The sequence below is a fragment of the Flavobacterium sp. 9 genome (assembly GCF_002754195.1).
Lineage (GTDB): Bacteria > Bacteroidota > Bacteroidia > Flavobacteriales > Flavobacteriaceae > Flavobacterium.
In genome coordinates this window covers 4,802,753-4,821,439 of sequence record NZ_PEEU01000001.1, presented here as the reverse complement: position 1 = coordinate 4,821,439, position 18,687 = coordinate 4,802,753, and the positions used below count along the sequence as shown (strand labels likewise).

General features: G+C 32.2%; 23 protein-coding genes. 17 read left to right on the top strand and 6 right to left on the bottom strand.

The window, feature by feature from the left end; genetic code table 11:
- Positions 1 to 225 precede the first annotated feature (225 nt).
- A complete protein-coding gene (locus CLU81_RS20075) occupies positions 226 to 1,236 on the top strand; it encodes an aldo/keto reductase (RefSeq protein ID WP_099711419.1) in 1,011 nt (336 codons plus the stop codon).
- A 68-nt stretch (positions 1,237 to 1,304) separates the two neighbouring features.
- Positions 1,305 to 2,225, top strand: coding sequence for an AraC family transcriptional regulator (locus tag CLU81_RS20070; RefSeq protein ID WP_099711418.1), 921 nt, complete (start codon positions 1,305 to 1,307; stop codon positions 2,223 to 2,225).
- Between the two features lie 217 nt (positions 2,226 to 2,442).
- On the opposite strand, the gene CLU81_RS20065 is transcribed toward CLU81_RS20070, so the two are convergent.
- From CLU81_RS20065 to CLU81_RS20055, 3 genes are all read right to left on the bottom strand, one after another.
- On the bottom strand, positions 2,443 to 3,243 hold the full coding sequence (locus CLU81_RS20065; protein ID WP_099711417.1) for an ABC transporter substrate-binding protein: 801 nt from the start codon (positions 3,241 to 3,243) through the stop codon (positions 2,443 to 2,445).
- A gap of 234 nt (positions 3,244 to 3,477) precedes the next feature.
- Positions 3,478 to 4,299, bottom strand: coding sequence for an orotidine-5'-phosphate decarboxylase (gene pyrF / locus CLU81_RS20060; protein ID WP_099711416.1), 822 nt, complete (start codon positions 4,297 to 4,299; stop codon positions 3,478 to 3,480).
- 112 nt (positions 4,300 to 4,411) lie between these two features.
- Positions 4,412 to 6,202: a DUF5723 family protein gene (locus CLU81_RS20055; protein WP_233209781.1), complete on the bottom strand. Its 1,791-nt coding sequence runs from the start codon at positions 6,200 to 6,202 to the stop codon at positions 4,412 to 4,414.
- A 185-nt stretch (positions 6,203 to 6,387) separates the two neighbouring features.
- On the opposite strand from CLU81_RS20055, the gene CLU81_RS20050 reads away from it, so the two are divergent.
- The 11 genes from CLU81_RS20050 (at position 6,388) to CLU81_RS20005 (ending at position 12,821) form a co-directional block, all read left to right on the top strand.
- Positions 6,388 to 6,861, top strand: coding sequence for a Dps family protein (locus CLU81_RS20050; RefSeq protein WP_199174580.1), 474 nt, complete (start codon positions 6,388 to 6,390; stop codon positions 6,859 to 6,861).
- A gap of 107 nt (positions 6,862 to 6,968) precedes the next feature.
- Positions 6,969 to 7,154 carry a CsbD family protein gene (locus CLU81_RS20045; RefSeq protein WP_068843283.1) on the top strand — a complete coding sequence of 62 codons (186 nt, stop codon included), beginning with the start codon at positions 6,969 to 6,971 and terminating at the stop codon, positions 7,152 to 7,154.
- A gap of 158 nt (positions 7,155 to 7,312) precedes the next feature.
- Positions 7,313 to 7,864: an AraC family transcriptional regulator gene (locus CLU81_RS20040; RefSeq protein WP_099711415.1), complete on the top strand. Its 552-nt coding sequence runs from the start codon at positions 7,313 to 7,315 to the stop codon at positions 7,862 to 7,864.
- Positions 7,865 to 7,884: 20 nt separating this feature from the next.
- A complete protein-coding gene (locus CLU81_RS20035) occupies positions 7,885 to 8,334 on the top strand; it encodes a response regulator (protein WP_099711414.1) in 450 nt (149 codons plus the stop codon).
- Positions 8,335 to 8,344: 10 nt separating this feature from the next.
- Positions 8,345 to 10,129 carry a CHASE3 domain-containing protein gene (locus CLU81_RS20030; protein ID WP_099711413.1) on the top strand — a complete coding sequence of 595 codons (1,785 nt, stop codon included), beginning with the start codon at positions 8,345 to 8,347 and terminating at the stop codon, positions 10,127 to 10,129.
- 133 nt (positions 10,130 to 10,262) lie between these two features.
- A complete protein-coding gene (locus CLU81_RS20025; protein ID WP_099711412.1) occupies positions 10,263 to 10,832 on the top strand; it encodes a DUF4142 domain-containing protein in 570 nt (189 codons plus the stop codon).
- A 35-nt stretch (positions 10,833 to 10,867) separates the two neighbouring features.
- Positions 10,868 to 11,509, top strand: coding sequence for a porin family protein (locus CLU81_RS20020; protein WP_099711411.1), 642 nt, complete (start codon positions 10,868 to 10,870; stop codon positions 11,507 to 11,509).
- Between the two features lie 37 nt (positions 11,510 to 11,546).
- On the top strand, positions 11,547 to 11,699 hold the full coding sequence (locus CLU81_RS26670; RefSeq protein WP_116753248.1) for a lmo0937 family membrane protein: 153 nt from the start codon (positions 11,547 to 11,549) through the stop codon (positions 11,697 to 11,699).
- A 50-nt stretch (positions 11,700 to 11,749) separates the two neighbouring features.
- Positions 11,750 to 12,034: a YtxH domain-containing protein gene (locus tag CLU81_RS20015; RefSeq protein WP_099711410.1), complete on the top strand. Its 285-nt coding sequence runs from the start codon at positions 11,750 to 11,752 to the stop codon at positions 12,032 to 12,034.
- 34 nt (positions 12,035 to 12,068) lie between these two features.
- Positions 12,069 to 12,446, top strand: coding sequence for a hypothetical protein (locus CLU81_RS20010; protein WP_099711409.1), 378 nt, complete (start codon positions 12,069 to 12,071; stop codon positions 12,444 to 12,446).
- Between the two features lie 30 nt (positions 12,447 to 12,476).
- Positions 12,477 to 12,821, top strand: coding sequence for a hypothetical protein (locus CLU81_RS20005; RefSeq protein WP_099711408.1), 345 nt, complete (start codon positions 12,477 to 12,479; stop codon positions 12,819 to 12,821).
- Positions 12,822 to 13,753: 932 nt separating this feature from the next.
- Here the strand turns inward: CLU81_RS20005 and prfA are convergent.
- The 3 genes from prfA to CLU81_RS19990 all read right to left on the bottom strand — a co-directional run bounded on the left by prfA (position 13,754) and on the right by CLU81_RS19990 (position 15,801).
- A complete protein-coding gene (gene prfA / locus CLU81_RS20000; protein WP_099711407.1) occupies positions 13,754 to 14,830 on the bottom strand; it encodes a peptide chain release factor 1 in 1,077 nt (358 codons plus the stop codon).
- Between the two features lie 337 nt (positions 14,831 to 15,167).
- On the bottom strand, positions 15,168 to 15,578 hold the full coding sequence (locus tag CLU81_RS19995) for a type II toxin-antitoxin system HicB family antitoxin (protein WP_099711406.1): 411 nt from the start codon (positions 15,576 to 15,578) through the stop codon (positions 15,168 to 15,170).
- A gap of 34 nt (positions 15,579 to 15,612) precedes the next feature.
- Positions 15,613 to 15,801: a type II toxin-antitoxin system HicA family toxin gene (locus CLU81_RS19990; RefSeq protein WP_055098392.1), complete on the bottom strand. Its 189-nt coding sequence runs from the start codon at positions 15,799 to 15,801 to the stop codon at positions 15,613 to 15,615.
- 326 nt (positions 15,802 to 16,127) lie between these two features.
- Here CLU81_RS19990 and CLU81_RS19985 point away from each other — a divergent pair, with 326 nt between their 5' ends.
- The 4 genes from CLU81_RS19985 to CLU81_RS19970 all read left to right on the top strand — a co-directional run bounded on the left by CLU81_RS19985 (position 16,128) and on the right by CLU81_RS19970 (position 18,686).
- Complete coding sequence (locus CLU81_RS19985; RefSeq protein WP_144444533.1) at positions 16,128 to 16,700, top strand: hypothetical protein; 573 nt, start codon at positions 16,128 to 16,130, stop codon at positions 16,698 to 16,700.
- An 18-nt stretch (positions 16,701 to 16,718) separates the two neighbouring features.
- The gene (locus tag CLU81_RS19980; protein WP_099711404.1) at positions 16,719 to 17,471 is read left to right on the top strand and encodes a hypothetical protein; all 753 of its coding nucleotides are present in this window, start codon (positions 16,719 to 16,721) and stop codon (positions 17,469 to 17,471) included.
- 140 nt (positions 17,472 to 17,611) lie between these two features.
- Positions 17,612 to 17,881 (top strand): hypothetical protein, encoded by a 270-nt coding sequence (locus CLU81_RS19975; protein WP_144444532.1) that lies wholly within the window; start codon positions 17,612 to 17,614, stop codon positions 17,879 to 17,881.
- A gap of 187 nt (positions 17,882 to 18,068) precedes the next feature.
- On the top strand, positions 18,069 to 18,686 hold the full coding sequence (locus CLU81_RS19970; protein ID WP_099711402.1) for a hypothetical protein: 618 nt from the start codon (positions 18,069 to 18,071) through the stop codon (positions 18,684 to 18,686).
- Position 18,687 lies beyond the last annotated feature (1 nt).

The window sequence follows — 18,687 nt, the reverse complement described above, 5'->3', positions numbered from 1 at the left end:
GCAAAGCTAAATCAATATATAGCTTTGCGAACTTCGTGTTTACTGACCGCAATCCACAACAAAAAGCTTTGCGAACTTTGCGGTTAAATACACACCCCAACAACTTAAAACCTGAAACTTAAAACAAACCATCAATTTGGATACAATAACTAGAGATTTGGCTACTTCAAAAAAACAATAACTCCTGAACTTTGCATTATCAATTTTAATTTAAAACAAAAATATATGAGTGCAATAAAAAAAATGAATTTGGGAAATCAGGGATTAATTGTTCCTAACATCGGTTTAGGTTGTATGGGAATGAGCCAAATTGCAGGAAACGATATTTATGGCAAAGCAGATGAAACCGAATCTATAAAAACAATCCACCGCTCACTTGAATTAGGAGGTAATTTTTTAGATACAGCAGATTTATATGGCCCGTTGTCAAATGAAAGATTAATTTCAAAAGCTATAAAAGGAAACCGTAATGCTTATAAAATTGCTACAAAATTTGGCTTTGAGATTAATGACAATGAAGAACTTACCTGGCAGTTTAATGGTAAAAAAGAATATGTAAAAAAGGCCGTAGAACGTTCTCTTAAAAATCTTGGAACGGATTACATCGATTTATATTATTTACACCGAGTTGATCCTAATACTCCAATAGAAGAAACAGTTCAGGCAATGTCTGATTTGGTAAAAGAAGGAAAAGTTGGTTACATCGGTCTTTCTGAAGTTTCTTCTGAAACAATAAAAAAAGCACATAACATTCATCCTCTAACAGCTGTGCAAAGTGAATATTCTCTTTTTGAAAGAAGCATTGAAGAAGATGGAATTATAAAAACTTTAGAAGAACTTCAAATTGGTATAGTTGCTTATTCTCCTCTGGGAAGAGGTTTCATTTCGGGAGAAATACAGCACCCGCAAGACTTAGCCGAAAATGATTTTAGAAGATCAATTCCTCGTTTTCAGGGAGAACAATTTTATAAAAACATTGAACTCTTAAACGAAATAAAAGTTATTGCTGACGAAAGAAAAATTACTGCATCACAATTAGCTTTGGCATGGATTGCTTCTAAAGGATTTTTAGCTATTCCGGGTACAAAACGAGTAAAATATGTTGAACAAAATATTGAGGCTGCACAACTTACTCTGACTGCTAATGAATTGGACAGATTGGAAAGTATTATTCCCGTTGGAACCATTACCGGAAATCGTTATGATGAATCTGGAATGAAATCTGTTAATCTATAAGAACTCAGAAAAAAATCTACAGGAAAAGTTATCTTTACAAGAGCTTTTCCTGTCTTAAATCTCAAACCATGAAGAAAGAAGATCATACTCCATATACTATAAGTTCTCTTTCAGAATTACATCGTTTATTACAAATTGCAAAACCAGATCATCCTTTGGTAAGTTTTGTCAATTTGAAGGATATACATTGTCATTTTGATGATAATCTAAAGAGTGTTGTTTATAATTTCTATACTATTTCGATTAAAAAAGGGTTTAAGGGGAAAATGCGATACGGTCAAAACTATTATGATTTTGATGAAGGTGTCATGACATTTATGGGGCCAGGTCAAATTATTTCTACAGAAGTTCCAATGGATACTGCTGTATCTGGTTCAATGTTAGCAATTCATCCCGATTTCATTCAGAGTTATCCTTTGGCAAAAAAAATTAAAGAGTACGGTTATTTCTCTTACGCTGTTAACGAAGCATTGCATCTTTCTGAAAAAGAACAAACTATGATTACAGGAATTATGCAGAATATCGAACAGGAATATCTTTCTTCTATAGATGCATTCAGTCAGGACGTAATGATTTCTCATATTGAACTGCTTCTTAATTATTGTAATCGCTTTTACAACCGACAATTTATTACCCGAAAAAATGCAAATAATACGCTTTTAGCAAAATTGGAAACTCTTTTGTCTGAATATTTTGAAAGTGATAAAGTTCAGAAATTAGGATTACCAACTGTCGCTTATATTTCAGAACAATTAAATGTTACGCCAAATTATCTTAGTGATATGTTACGATCACTTACGGGACAAAGCACACAGCATCATATTCATAATAAAATTATTGAAAAAGCCAAAGAACTTCTTACCACGACTTCACTAAGTGTCGGTGAAACGGCTTACAAATTAGGTTTCGAATATCCTCAATCTTTTAATAAACTATTCAAAAGCAAAACCAATTTCTCCCCTTTAGAATTCAGGAGTTCTTTTAATTAATTTTAAGTTAAAAGCGTGATTTAACCGCAAAGCGCGCAAAGTTTTTTCGCAAAGGTTCGCTAAGTTTTCAATTTATAAAATAAATAATCAAAGTTCAGCAAAGCTATATAAACACAAAGCTTTGCGAACTTTGCCTTTTTATAGAAGCTTAATTAGGAAAAAAAACTTTGCGCGCTTTGCGGTAAAATTACGCTCAATGTCAAGAAAAAATTGGAATTTAATTCTTCAGTCTTTCGTGTAGTATTTTAAAGTATGGAAAAGCCTTTAGTAATCGGCTTCCGTGCCAGGAGAACATTTCGCCGTCTACAAAGATAGTTTTCGCGTGATGTGTAAAACGTCCTATTTCAAAAGCGTCTTCTTCCTTAAAAGGATAAGGTTCTGAAGAAAGGAAAACCAAATCCGGGTCGCCTTCTAATCGCATTTTTTTTAGTTCAACTTCAGGATATCTACCTTTATCAGCATAAATATTCTGAAAGTGATTCAATTTCAGTAACTCATTAATATAAGTATCATCGCCCGCAACCATAAAAGGATTTTTCCAAATAAAGTAAGCGGCTTTTTTGACTGGAATATCCTGAACATATTTTTTGAAATCGCTTAAAGCGAAATTCAATTTGTCATTCCACTTTTGAGATTCAGTTCGGCAATTAAAGAGTTGTCCGAAATCTGATATCATCTGAAAATTATCTTCAATAGTAATAATATTCGTTACCCAAACCGGACAAATAGAACTTAGTTGCTCGACAATTTCTGCCGTGTTTTCTTCTTTATTACAAATGATAATATCAGGTTGTAGTAATTTTATTTTTTCGAAATGAATTTTCTTCGTTCCGCCAACAACTTTCTTCGTTGATTTGAAATGATACGGATGCACACAAAACTTCGTGATTCCGATGATTCTTTCTTCTAAACCTAAGTCATACAACAATTCAGTTTGCGAAGGTACTAATGAGATAATTCGTTTTGGAGCGTTCTCAAAAGAATGTAAAGTACCAAGCTGATCTTTTAATTGTTTCATTTTTTTGTTTCAGGTTTATTTTGTTTCAGGTTTCAAGTTGTTGGGGCGAGTATTTAACCGCAAAGTGCGCAAAGTTTTTTTTTGTTATAGATTGCGCTTAGTAAACGCAAAGTTCGCAAAGCTTTATGTTGATTTAGCTTTGTGAACTTTGCGAAAAAACTTTGCGCACTTTGCGGTAAAATTATGTTCAAAGTCAAGCAACTTGAAACTTGAAACTTAAAACAATTAAAACTTCTAGAACTTTAAACTAAGAATTTCTTCCATTTCTTGTTGCACTTTCAAAGCTTCTTCTCTTGCTTTTTCGACAAAATCAGTTCCATTTGAGGCGTAGATAATCGCTCTTGCAGAGTTTACTAATAATCCCACTTTATCATTCATTCCGTATTTGCATACTTCCGATAAACTTCCACCTTGAGCGCCAATTCCGGGAACTAATAAGAAACTATCCGGAACAATTTTTCTAATGTCTGCAAAGTATTCGGCTTTTGTAGCGCCAACAACATACATTAGATTGTGGCTATTTTTCCATGTTTTAGAAGTTTCTAAAACTTGTTTGTATAATTCTTTTCCGTTTGTATTTAAGGTCTGAAAATCGAAAGCACCTTCATTAGAAGTCAATGCTAACATGATTGTATGTTTGTTTTCGAAAGCCAAAAACGGCTCAACCGAATCTTTCCCCATATAAGGTGCAACGGTAACACTATCAAAATTTAGATCTTCAAAAAAAGCTTTTGCATACATACTTGAAGTATTTCCAATATCGCCACGTTTTGCATCTGCAATTGTAAACATTTCAGGAAAATTCTCATTGATGTAATTAATCGTCTTTTGAAGTGAAATCCATCCTTTTATTCCATACGCTTCAAAAAAAGCGGTATTTGGTTTATATCCAACTGCCAAATCGTGTGTTGCATCGATTATAGCTTTATTAAATTCGAAAATAGGATCTTCGGTTTCTAATAAATGAGGTGGAATTTTAGTTAGATCGGGATCCAATCCAACGCATAAAAATGATTTCTTTAAAAGGATTTGTTCGTGTAGTTGTTGTGTTGTCATTCTTGATTTTTTAGCGCTTCTAATACATCAGATAATTCTTTTTAGAAGGTATGCAAAAATAAAAAAAGCCATTCAATTAAGAATGGCTTTTTGGTTTTATATTCAATTTAGCTTATAAATTACCTAAATAAACAATTTCAGTTCTTCTGTTTTGTGCTCTTCCTGAAGCAGTTTTGTTTGATGCAACTGGTTTTGAAGCTCCAAATCCTTGTGAACTTAGATTCTCAGGATTTACTCCTTTTGCAATCAAAGCGTCCATTACTACTTTTGCTCTGTCTTCAGATAATTTCTGATTTGCTTTTGGGTTTCCTACATTATCGGTATGTCCGTTGATAGCAAATTTAGCATTCGGATAATTTTTCAGGATTTCTTTAATTGCGTCTAATCTTCCTGAAGTTTCTCCTTTTTTGGCATCGCTTAAAGTTGCTTTTCCTGTTACGAAAAAGATCGATTTAGCTTCTACTTTTAATTTATCTAAAGTTGCTTTAGTCACTTTTGGACATCCTTTATTATCTGCAGGACCAACAATTAATGGACAATCATCAATATTATCAGGCACGCCGTCTTTGTCTGCATCCAGAACCGGACAGCCTTTATTTTCGACTAAACCTGCAGCCGTTGGGCAAGCATCGTCTTTGTCTAAAACGCCATCATTGTCAGTATCCGGCCAAGGGCAACCTTTATTTTCTACCGGACCAGCGATTGTAGGACAAGCATCTACGTTGTCTAATAAAGTATCTCCATCAGTATCTTTCCAAGGGCAACCTTTATTTTCTGCAGGACCTTTAACATCAGGACAAGCATCGTCTTTATCAAAAACTTTATCTCCATCAGAATCCGGCCAAGGACAACCATTATTTTTTGCCGGACCAGCTACTTTTCTACAAGCGTCTTCTTTGTCTATAACTCCGTCTCCATCGGTATCTTTGAATTGTTTCTCATAAACCGGAATTTTCATTCCAAGATGAAAATCTGCTCCTTTTGATTCTTTCGAAACTAAATTACTAAGAACAGAACCTGAACCCACAAAGAAAACACCCAATCGAATTCCGGAACCAACTTGCATTCCGCTATATTCCATCCAGGTCATTGGCACATAAAAACTAAACCATCTGCTTTCGTAACGCGGCGTCAAACTCACGCGATCAGCAATACTAGTTGCATTTAGCTTGGTTTTACTTACCATATTAATGTCTCCGTTAAGATTCAAATAGAATTTTCTGTACATATTCCAATCTGCGTCAGCGTGAATTGCAGTTGGCAAATTTGTCTTTACTCCTTTTGAACTCGAAATTTTTGTATAATGATCATTTAAGAAATCGTATATATTATGAGCATCATCAATCATTTGCTGCGTTACAACTCCTGTTACATTATAAGTATCTATTTTAGAATTTTTATAATTGATAGAACCTATATCCGTTACAGACAATCCAAAACGTAATTTGTATTTATTAAGATCACGAAAGTTATTATCTACTTTTGTCGCTCTGCTTAAATCATAATCTTCATAATTTGGTCTCCACTCGTACACAAGTCCAAAATCAAATCCGAAACCGCTTGAATTGATATCAAAATCATAATCTTCATTTGCTTCCCAATCCTGACTTCCGCCAATAGTAACTTCTCCATTAGAAATTAAGGCTCCATCTTTTGGATTTGCGTTATTCTGAACAAAAGCTACGTTGACATTTTTTCCCTGAACATATCCATTTGCTCCACCTTGTAAATATTTTGCTGTCAAACCACCTTTTAGAAAGTGTTGGTTATTTTGGTATAAAACAGCTGCATACGAAATCCCTAATTCTCCCCATGAATTTGAAGCTCCATTTGGACTTCCTGCATTAAAATTAAAGTTTGTAGATTTATCTAAACCATCTTTAACCTCATCTACATAAGTAATAAACTAAGTAATAGTTTTTTCATTAAAATTTGGATTTTTAGTTTGGTTTGGCGGCAAAACTACAATAATTGATCTATAATGATGTTACCAAAACATTGAATTCATGTAACATCTTTAACAAATTATGTAAGAAAAAGAAAAGGCTGTTTTTTTATTTTTGATAACGAACCTTAAATCAGGAAATTATGAGTCTGCATATCGGAATAACGCCAAAAAACTTAAAAAAGAGTACTGCAATATTAGCCACGATTTTATCGAATGAAATGACTTTATATGTAAAAACCAGAAAATTTCACTGGAATATTTCCGGAAACAGTTTCATGGAATTACATAAATTGTTTGAAGATCAATACCGAGTTTTAGAAGCGAATATCGATGAAGTTGCAGAACGCATTAGTCAGCTTGGCGAAAAAACGATTGGAACGATGAAGGAGTTTATAGAAAATTCGACTTTAAAAGAATCTCCTAAAGAATATGCTTCACAAAAACATATGCTTGAGGAACTTTTAGAAAATCACGAGCAATTAGTAACCGAGTTTAGAAACTATATTCCTGTTTTTGAAAATGAAAATAATGATATTGGTTCAGCCGATTTTATAACCGGATTGTTGCAGGAACATGAAAAAATGGCCTGGGTTTTGCGTCGTTATCAGGTCTAGATAATAGTGAAATGTGAATTATGCAACGCTTGACAAAATTGATGTAACACAACTTGAACCAAGAATTTGCAATTTTACAATACTATTAATTACAAAAGAAAAAGATCATGAATACTACAGAAATAAAAGGAAATTGGAATGAGTTAAAAGGGAAATTGAAACAAAAATACGCAACTCTGACAGATGATGATTTGATGTTTGCCGAAGGAAAAGAAGACGAAATGTACGGAAGACTTCAGCAAAAGTTGGGAAAAACAAAAGAAGAATTTCATCAAATCCTTTCAGATTTGTAAATCCTTGTAACTCAATCAGAAATACCGTCTAGTAAAACATATTAGACGGTATTTTTTTGAGAATTTTATTTCATATTTTTAATGTTTATATAACTCTGGCAGGCATTAAAAGCCATAACCACAAATAAATTAATTATCTTTAACCAAATTTCTTTAAAATGAAACTATTTATAAAGTTCGACATAAATACCATTTGCTCTCTTTATTTAAAACAAAACCTGGAACAACAAAATATTAATTTTACGACTTTGGGGTTTGGAGAGATTGAGATTGCCGACAATCTTGATGCGGATGCGCTTGAAACTTTAAAAAATAATTTAAGTCCGTGTGGTTTTGAGATTGTAGAAAATCAGAAAAGCGTACTGGTTCAAAAAATAAAAGATGCTATTATTGAGCTGGTTTTTATGGACGACAGCAATAATTATAAAAGTTCTGTGTTTCTTGCTGAGAAACTAAATCATAGTTATGGTTATTTATCGAATGTTTTTTCGGAAGTAACCTATTCTTCTATTGAGAATTTTATCATTTTACAGAAAATTGAGAGAGCGAAACAATTAATTATTATTAATGAAATGAGTTTGACCGAAATTGCATTTTTACTAAACTATTCAAGTGTTGCGCATTTGAGTACACAGTTTAAAAATACAACCGGAATAACGCCATCGGCTTTTCAGAGAATAATTAAGAAGCGCAGAGAAAATTTAAAATAAAACCCAAATACCATACTAAAATGCAAAAAAACGCATTATACATTTTATTGGCTGATGATGATGAAGATGATCGTCTTTTTTTTAAGGATGCTTTTGAAGAAATCAAAATACAAACTAACGTAGACTTTGTTCACGACGGAATGCAATTAATGGATCATTTACATAATCCTGACAATAAATTGCCGGATATTTTATTTCTGGATTTAAATATGCCTAAAAAAACGGGTAAAGAATGTTTAATCGAAATTAAAAAAACAGAGCGCCTTAAAAATATTATCATTGCAATCTATTCGACTTCATCATCTGAGGAAGATATTGAAGACACGTTTATTCAGGGAGCCAACATTTATATCAAAAAGCCAAGCGATTTTAACACGCTTAAAAAAATAATTAATGAAGTCGTGACCGTAAACTGGCACTATCATACCTCTGGGTTAAATCGTGATAATTTCCTGCTCCGACTAAAATAATAGAATACCAATGAAATGGATACCAAATTTTAATTCTTCAAACTCATTGAGAGTTATTTTTGTAATCGCAGTTTTCATTTTGTTATTTCTATCTTCTATTGCTTACAAACACAACCAGGATTTGAACGAATCCAGTAAGTTGGTAATGCATACGTATGAAATAAACATACAACTGGAACGATTAATGTCGGCGATTAAGGATGCCGAAACGGGTCAGCGTGGGTATATAATTACACGTAATGCCCGTTTTTTAACGCCTTATATTTATTCGCGAGACAAGGTAAACACTTCATTTATCAGGTTAAAAAAATTAACTGCTGATAATCCCATACAGAAGCAAAATCTTCAAAATCTATTCAAGCTGATTATTCAGCGTTTTGTGTCTTTTGAAAATTGCCTAAAATATAGCGATCCCAAAACATATGATAAGCGAAAACTCGACAATCATATGTTTGGCGGTCGAATCCTGATGGAAAACATTCGTTTTAAGGTTGATGAAATGAACGATATCGAGAAAAGTTATCTATCCAAAAGATTAAAAATTTACGATGCCGAAATTTCATTAAGTCCACTTTTCTCTATTTCTTTATTTCTCGTTGCATTATGTTTTATTTTATTGGCTTACAGACAAATTAGCCGCGATATTGAACGCTTGAAAGTCTTCAATAAAAAGCTTTTAATCTCAAGCGGACTTATTGCTGAATCTGAAGCAATTGGTAAATTCAGTACCTGGCAATGGGATTTAGACTCTCAAAAAATAGATTATTCAGACAATCAATTTCGTTTGTTAGGTTACGAACCAAATGCTTTTGTTCCTGTAAAAGAAACTTTCCTGGATTTTGTTCATCCTGATGATAAAGAAAATGTTTCTAAATCTATGGAAGGAATTCTTCAAAATAAACAATTGCCTTTCGTTTATTATAAAATAATATTGCCGAGTCATGAAGTTCGATATTTTAAAACGACAGGGAAATTATTAACGGATCAACAAGGAAGTAAAATTCTACTTGGAATTAATTTCGATATTACTGACGAACACTTGCTTAATATCGAACTTCAGGAACGAAATAAAGAACTTGAAAAAAGCAATAAAGAATTAGCTTCTTTCAATCACGTTGCAAGTCACGATTTGCAGGAACCACTTAGAAAAATTCAAACTTTTATTTCGAGAGTTTCAGATGCTGACAAAGCGGTTATGTCTCAAAGTGCGAGAGATTATATTGCAAAAATCGAAGTTTCGGCCAAAAGAATGCGTGTCTTAATTGATGATTTACTTTTATTTTCGAGAACTAATACAACTAAAAAAGAGTTCATAAAATCAAACTTAAATGAATTGCTCGAAAATGCAGAAACTGAACTGACTGAAATAATTGACGAAAAGAAAGCCATTATTACAGCATCAAAATTGCCTAAACTGGCTGTAATTCCATATCAGATCGAACAGCTTTTCATCAACTTGATTGGAAATTCTTTAAAATACAGTCAGCCTGATATTGCACCACAAATTACAATTGAAAGTGAAAAAGTACTTTCGGCAGATTATCCGGATTTATTAGAACAAGATGTAAAGAAATTCCATAAGATAACTTTTACAGATAACGGAATGGGTTTTGATCCTCAGTTCAAAGAAACCATCTTTGTATTATTCCAACGTTTGCATTCTAAAACTGATTATCCCGGAACCGGAATTGGGCTTGCGATTTGTAAGAAAATCGTAGACAACCACAAAGGTCATATTATTGCGGATAGTACTCTAAATCAAGGTTCTGTTTTTACTGTTTTTCTACCAGATTAAACCTCTTCAACAACTACATAATAAGCGTTATATAAATCCATTATGGGAATTATATAACGTTTCTTTTTTATGCTGTAAAGCAAAATCTTTCATTCGTTAGCATCTTTGTAATGTAATACTTTAAGAAGTAATAATGAAAGCAATTCCCCCCTTAAAAGCAGCATTTATTAAAGCCGTTTTTTTATTGATTATAATAGTTTGTATGGCATCTTGCAGAAAAACTAATCCAATAGAAACAACTTTGAAAAATGAAGCTTTTACAAAAAATGAAAAAGAAGAAATTGAAGCCTTTTTTTTTATTGCAACGGCAAATGTGAGTAAAACTATTATTTCGAAAAGTCAAATTGCACAACAAAAAAGTTCAGAAATTAAAATACAGGAATTAAGTAAAAAGATTGAGTTAACTCAAAGCAATTTATTAGAGGAAGTAAATAAAATAGCCAATAAAAAGCTAATCATTATAACCGAAATAAATGCGACTCACAAAAGAGATCTTTATGATCTTATTGATGTAACAGATGACGCTTTTAAGAAAGCATATCTAAACTCAATGTCTCAATCTTTGAACGAACAAATAGATTTGTTTGAATCGATATCAAAAGAAACAAACGATAAAACAATTCTAAAATTGGTATTACAGTATTTACCTGGACAATATGAGCTCTTGAGGGAAACGGAGCGAATTAACAAAGAATATATCTAAACGCCGATACTATTAATTAACTAAATTTTTTAACTATGAAATTGCACTCAAATTTTTTATGCGCCTTAACCCTTTTTTTAACAGCTTCATTTGGAATGCTGCACGCTCAGGACAATAATGTCAACACCGAATTTGGTGTAAAAGGGGGATTTAACATGTCTAACCTTTATCAAAGTGAAGCTGATGACAATAATGTATTATACGGTTTTAACGCCGGAGTTTATGCCACATTGCCTATTTCGGATTTTATAGCAATTCAGCCAGAGATTTTGTTTACTACAAAAGGTGCTAAACTGGATTACAACAATGCTTTAGCAAGCGGAAATGCGAAATTCAAATTAAATTACATCGAAGTTCCTTTATTGGTAAGAGTTAATATCACTAAAAACTTCAACGTTCATGCCGGTGGTTATGCTTCTTACTTAGTAAGTTCTAAAGTTACAGGTGACGGAGATTTTAACTTCGATCAGGAAGTTGACACTGATGATTTAAACAAATTTGATGCTGGTTTAGCAGCAGGTGTTGGAGTAGATTTTAACCCAATAAGCATTGGTTTACGTTACAATTACGGTTTAACTACCGTTGGAAAAGAAAGAACTGTTGCAGGAACAACTTATACTTTTCCGGATGCAAAAAACAGCAATTTGACATTATACCTTTCGTATAAATTAAATTAAAAACAAGAATTAATTATTAACCATAAAGATAGAAACCATGTCTAATTTATTATATACAATCGCAGTAATACTTGTTATTCTGTGGGCTTTAGGATTCTTTGTTTACAGCCTGGGAAGCATTATTCATATTCTGCTTGTAATTGCCATAATCGCAATACTATTCAGACTAATCAAAGGTCGCGAAATCTAAAAATCACAAACTATTAAATAATTTATATTAATCTATTAAAATCAAATATTATGAAAACGAGTAACACCATTTTAGGAATTTTAGGAGCTGCAGCTGCAGGAGCATTTTTAGGAGTTTTATTTGCACCGGACAAAGGAGTGAATACAAGAAAAAAAATCTCAGATAAATCAAAAGATTACGGAGATAAAGCAAAAGCCAAATTTGACGGAATTGTAAGCACAATTACTTCAAATGGTAAAGATATCCTTGAGGAAGGAAAAGCAAAATTTAATCAGGCAAAAGAAGACTTCAACACTATTAAAGACGAAGCAAAAACTGTAAAAACGAACTATTAAAAGTGAACTTTTTAAACCATAAATACCCTCTATCATGGAATCAAATGCAACAACAAACGAGAACTTAAATCTTTATGAGAAAGCAGAAAATTATACCAAAACGAGTTTAGAATTAATTAAACTCAAAACGGTATCAACATCAGCCGATGTTTTATCGACATTGACATCAAAGATCGCAGTAGGCGCTGTTGTTGCATTTTTTACCTTGTTCCTGAATATTGGGATTAGTTTATGGATTGGAAAAGAACTTGGAGAGTATTATTACGGTTTTTTTATCATGGCGCTTTTTTACTTAATTGTTGCCATTGTGATGCTCAAAACGCAGCACAAACTGATTAAAACTCCTATTGGTAATATGATTATTACCAGTATTCTAAAAGAAACTAAAAAAGAGAAACCAAAAACTGATTGAAACTAATTGATAAAACTAAAAAAGACTGTTATGGAAACTGTTTATACTATTGATTCATTAAATCAGATGATCGAACAACTGGAAATCCGACAGGATGCAGAATGGTGCGCTATTAAAGACGAAATCGATGAGATTAAAGATAATCTAAAACCTCTAAACCTCATCAGAAACACAGTCGAGGAAATTAACGAAACTGTGGGCTTTAAAAGCAATTTGGCACAATCTGCTATTAGCATCGGAATTGGTTATCTCGCAAAAAGATTTGTGGTAGGCAAAAGTACTTCGACATTCAAGAATATCTTCGGATCGTTGTTACAGCTTGTCGTGACCAATTTAGTTTCAAAACCACATGAATCATCAAAAGAGGAAGCATAATAACAAGAATCATCAAAGAGTAATTGTCTAACCTAAATTTTATGTATTATGGAAAAGAAACTAACCGATATAGTATTAAAGAACGGTGTGTACATGTACTCTAATCTATATAAATGTTTTGAATTTACGCGAGTATTTCTAGGTATCTAACTTGCTTTATACGTTTCTTGTAGACAAACGGTTAAACAGTTAATATCCTTCACTATATATTTTATTGAGGTTCTGAGGTACTGAGTCAGTAAGGTTCTAAGGTTTCTTTGTAAACTTAAAACCAGACTTTATCTGAACCAAAAAAAGCCCCTGTTTCACATTGGTGAAACAGGGGCTTTTCATTTAGGGCTCTGAGGCACTGAGTAGCTAAGGCTCTAAGGAAAAATGATATGAATGAAATATTAAAAATCAATTTGGGTTCATTCTAATTTCAACCATAGCCCAAGGTTTCAACCTTGGGAAACGGATTATGAGAATACATTATAGTGATGAATATTTATAATGTATTTTGAGAATGAATATATTGCGTTCCAATGATTAAAACCATTGGCTATGTTTTTTTTTAAGGTGCAAAGGAACAAAGGTTTCTTTGCAAGCTCACAACCAGACTTTGTCTGAACCAAAAAATCCCCTGTTTCACATTGGTGAAACAGGGGATTTTCATATAATAAAATTCCTTGATAAGATGCACTGCTGTGCATCTCTACGAAAAACCTTTGTCCCTTTGCTCCTCTGAACCTTTGCAACTTTGACTATTATTGCGTTCCAGTGGTTGAAACCACTGGCTATGTTTTTATTATTGTCATCAAAAAAATATCCTGTTTCACAATTAGTGAAACAGGATATTTTATATTTACATAGATGGCAAAAGCCTTTGTCCCTTTGAGCCTTTGTTCCTAAAACTTAGAACCTCAGCAACTCAGTACCTCAGAACCTTAAAATTAAAAAACCTCCGAAGCTTCTTTCAATTTCTCCATATTGTTAACCAATTGAAGTTCGGCAACAATTTTCTGAATGTCACCATTCATGATATTTCCTAAATCGTAAAGTGTCAAACCAACTCTGTGATCTGTCACACGACCTTGTGCGTAGTTGTAAGTACGAATCTTAGCCGATCTGTCTCCAGAACTCACCTGAGAAGTACGTTTTGTAGCATCTTCAGCCTCTTTTTTAGCCAATTCTTGTTCGTACAAACGAGAACGTAAAACGTTCAACGCTTTGTCTTTATTTTTATGTTGCGATTTCTGATCCTGACATTGCGCCACCAATCCAGTTGGAATGTGCGTTAAACGTACAGCAGATTTCGTCGTATTTACAGATTGTCCTCCAGGTCCAGACGAACAGAAGAAATCAACACGAACATCGTTCATATCAATTTGCACATCAAACTCTTCTGCTTCCGGCAAAACCATTACAGTAGCTGCAGATGTATGCACACGACCTTGTGTTTCAGTCTGAGGAACACGTTGTACACGGTGAACACCAGCTTCAAACTTCAAAGTTCCGTAAACATCCTCTCCCGAAACTTCAAAAATAACCTCTTTGAAACCTCCGGAAGTTCCTTCGTTCATATCTACCACAGAAGTTCTCCAACCCTGATTCTCACAATATTTAGTATACATTCTAAATAAATCTCCTGCAAAAATACTCGCTTCATCTCCACCCGTTCCGGCACGAATTTCGACCATCACGTTTTTAGCATCTTCAAGATCTTTAGGGATCAACATAAACTTGATTTCTTCCTCAAGTTCCGGCAATCTTTCTTTTGCTTCATCTAGTTGCATTTTGGCCATTTCGACCATATCTGCATCACTTCCGTCAGCAATAATTTCGTTTGCCTCATCTATATTAGCCATCAAAAGCACATATTCATCACGCTTTTCAGCCAATGCTTTCAAGTTTTTGTACTCTTGATTCAATTGCACATAACGTTTCTGATCAGAAATAACATCCGGCTGGATAATCAAATCCGAAATCTCGTCAAAACGTTGTTTTACTATTTGAAGTCTATCTAACATTTTCTAATTCCTTTTATTGGAGTGCAAAATTACGAAATTTTTGTTTAAAATTCTATCAATAACCTTTTGAGTTTTTTAAGGCTAATTTTTAGTGGAATTATGATCGTTTTTTGGATCTCGATAATTATCGGAACTGCCTATTTGTTATATCTTTTTTGGAGCTGTTTCCTGCTCCCGAAGCTTCGGGACGCTTGTATCTTTTCCTGGCTAAAGAAGCCAGTAAAAGGATAACGCTTCTATCAGGGCTAGGGCTTTTCGGTTTTTAATTAGCTTTTATTTCCAATCAAACTCCAAAAACAATTTAAATAATAATAATAATAATAATAATAATAATGCCTTAAACCAAAGTCAGATCACTTAACTCATCTGCTAATTTGTGTAATCCTTTAGAAATCTGCAACATTTTGTCACTAGACAAAGTTGCTAAACCTTTAGTGTATTGTCTAAATAAACTTTGATTTATTCCTGCATAATGCTCTGCAAAAGCTGATTTGTTGATTACACTAAAATAATCAAACACTTGTTCTAAATCTACTTGATAACTAATATCGAAATCAGCGATTGTAACCTTTTCACCTTTTTCCTGTAGATATTCTACATGATATTGAAGGACTTCGTTAAAATTTTCTTTTATTTCAGATATAGTACTTCCTATGGTAGCTAATCCATCAATTTCTCTTGCATAAGCCGAAAAACCTGTAGAAGTTTTTTCAATAATAACTGAAATTACCCTTTTTTCTGTATTCATATTCGTCTGAATTAAATTGTAAAAAGCTGTAGAATTATTTAAGTCCTGCTGCTTTCAAAATACTGTTTAAAGTGCCATTTGCCATTTCTTTACTCCCATGTCTCGGGATTGTAAGTTGATTCTGTTTTGTTGCATGCCGATACAAATCATGGTTTGCACCATTTTTATAAAGAAACCAACCATCTTTCTTGAGAAGTTTCAACAACTCATTTACTGAAGCCATCTGATTTAATTTAAATTAACAAATACGTCGGTCGTTTTCCCTATTTGTGGTATTTAAATGTTTTTAGATTTCTTCTTAATCAGATCGGACAAAGATATAACATTTATGTTATATAACAAAAATGTTATATATTAAATTAAACTAATCTACTTTCAGCAAAAATCAGGTGTTTTTACTTGCTGAATAGTTTAAATTAAAAACGATGTTTGTTTTTATAAAAATTCACATAATCAATTTACACTTATGGATTTCCGTAAAATATACAAGTGAAGAGGAATTAGTTTTGCTAAAGAAGATGAATCAATAATAACTAAACCAATATAAAAATGAAATCTATCAAAATAATAATTTCGCTCTTAATGCTTTCAATTATAACAATAAGCAATGCCCAAAAAGAAAAACCAAATTCTGAAGCTAGACAATTTATAGAAAACGCTGAAATAACGCAGATAAATAAAGATTGGAACGTGAAGGCAGAATTTAGGTCTGGACTTGGCGAAGTAGTTTCTTTCTTTCCGGTCGAAGCAATTGATTTGAAATCAAACAAAAAGGTAAAATCATTGCAAATGGACATGACAGCGGCATATCAATCTGCAGGAAGAAGTGGTAATTATTTCAAATCCTCATGGATTGATTTAAATGAAGTTGAAGAATTTATAGTTTTCATAGAACAATATGTCATTCCAAATTTAAAAGACAAAACTGAAACAAACCAATCGGTAACTTATATATTTAATTCCAGAGAAATTACATTCAGTTTCTATATTGGAAAAAGTTCAAGAAGAATATCTATCTATTTAAAAGATAATGGCTCGACAGATAATGAACATTATTTCTGGACGGAATCTCAAGTAAGCAAAATTCCAGAATTACTTACGATGCTGAAGGAAGTTAAATAAATTTTAAAAAGCATACTTATGAAATATTTTCTATTTATAATTTTTATTGGAATCTATTCAAATGCACAAGATTGTCCAACAAGAATTGGCGACTTCGAGATAAATTCGACAAGTACTTCTGATTTAAAATGGATATTGCCTTCATATGCTTCAATTACGTCGATTATAGAGGATGAAAATGAATATCAAAATCATATAGTTAAATATGAAGATCTTAATGAAGAATATGCAGGAGATATATTTGCTTATGAGCTAAAACCAGATTATAAAAATGTGAAAAGTTGGTATAATCTCGAAGTAGCTTCGGTAAATGACTCTACAGAAGTAATATTTATTCCTAGTTATAAAACTGACAATATTGTTATTAAAAACGTTCTGCTTAAATTCTACAATGATAAGTTATATTTTATAAGGGCAAGCCTAAATAAAGATTACAGAAATATTATTCTTGAAAAATACAAAGGAAAAGGACATAAATCAGAAGAGAAGAAAACCCCTAATGCTTGTAAAAATGTAAAACTTAAAAAATATTTGAATACATTTTTACAATATTTTTTTGCTTCTGAGGAAAATAGAATTCGAGCAATGCTAACTTTTGATTTTAAAATCAATAAATATTGCGAAACTGTAATTAATGATCAAATAGAAATATTTGATTTTGACATTTATATTAGAGAAAATAAAAAAATTAATTTTAATATGGAAAACATGCAAATGTTGGAAGATGACAGAAAAAAAATGGAAAAAGAGCAGAAGCTTAAAAGATTCTAATTTATTAATAGCTGTCACGAACGTCGCTCTCGTAAATGCAATCCAAATTTTAAATACTCAGATGGCGCCTCTAGCGCTAGCGTCTCGCTCGTGAACACAAGCTGAAAGAAGTTAAATAATGATATATAAACAAAAATAAAATGAAAGTAAAAAAAATTACAAATGTACTAATTCTATTGTTTTTTGTAATGAGCCTCTCTTCCTGTGCCCCAAACCATTATGAATCTAATGAATCTGGTTTCTTTTCAGGTATTTGGCACGGAATTATTATTGTTTTTTCTATAATCGGAAAACTATTTGGTTTCAACATTGGAATTTACGCCGAACATAATACTGGATTTACTTATTGGCTTGGATTTATCATAGGAATTGGAGCATTTGGAGGTGGAAGTTCATCTGCAAGACAATAAAAAACTTCAATATTGTAGATTTGCATGCCCACAACTGTGAGATTAGAATATGAAATCTGAAAGCAAAAAACTAAAATTTAATCTTTGCGGGGACGGATTGTAAATCTGCACAATTAGGTGAAATAATAAATTATATTAACATCATATATAAATTTCATAACATATCAATCTAATTTAATATTAACAAATGTCGGAATTAACAGTTAAATTAATCATTCTTTTGCTCCCTGGAGCAATTGCAACATTGATTTTCGGAAAACTAATTTTACACAAACAATGGGATAGTTTTAAATTTGTTTTGTATTCAATTTTATTTGGTGCTTTTTCTTTCATTATTTTGCAATTATTCCTGAATATTTTAAATATTTTTTCTGATTCATTTATAGAAGAATTGTCAATCTGGAACCAATTAACCGACTCACAGAAAATTCCTTATAACGAAATAGGATTTTCTTCAGTTGTTGCCGTAATTTTAGCCTTTTTAATAAGCCGAATTGAAAATAAAAAGATCATTTCTAAAATTGCTAAAAAACTTGGTATTTCAAATAAATATGGTGATGAGAATTTATTTTCAAGATTTCTAAACTCATCAAATACTGATTATGTATATGTAAGAGATATAAAAAATAATTTAACATATCACGGATGGGTAAAATCATTTTCAGAATCTGAAACCTTTTCAGAAATTAGATTGGCTGAAGTAGTTGTATATACATACATAAATTGTGAAGAAATATATTCGATTCCAGAAGTGTATTTATCATTTAATAAACACGATATAATAATTGAAAAAGCAAATTTTTAAA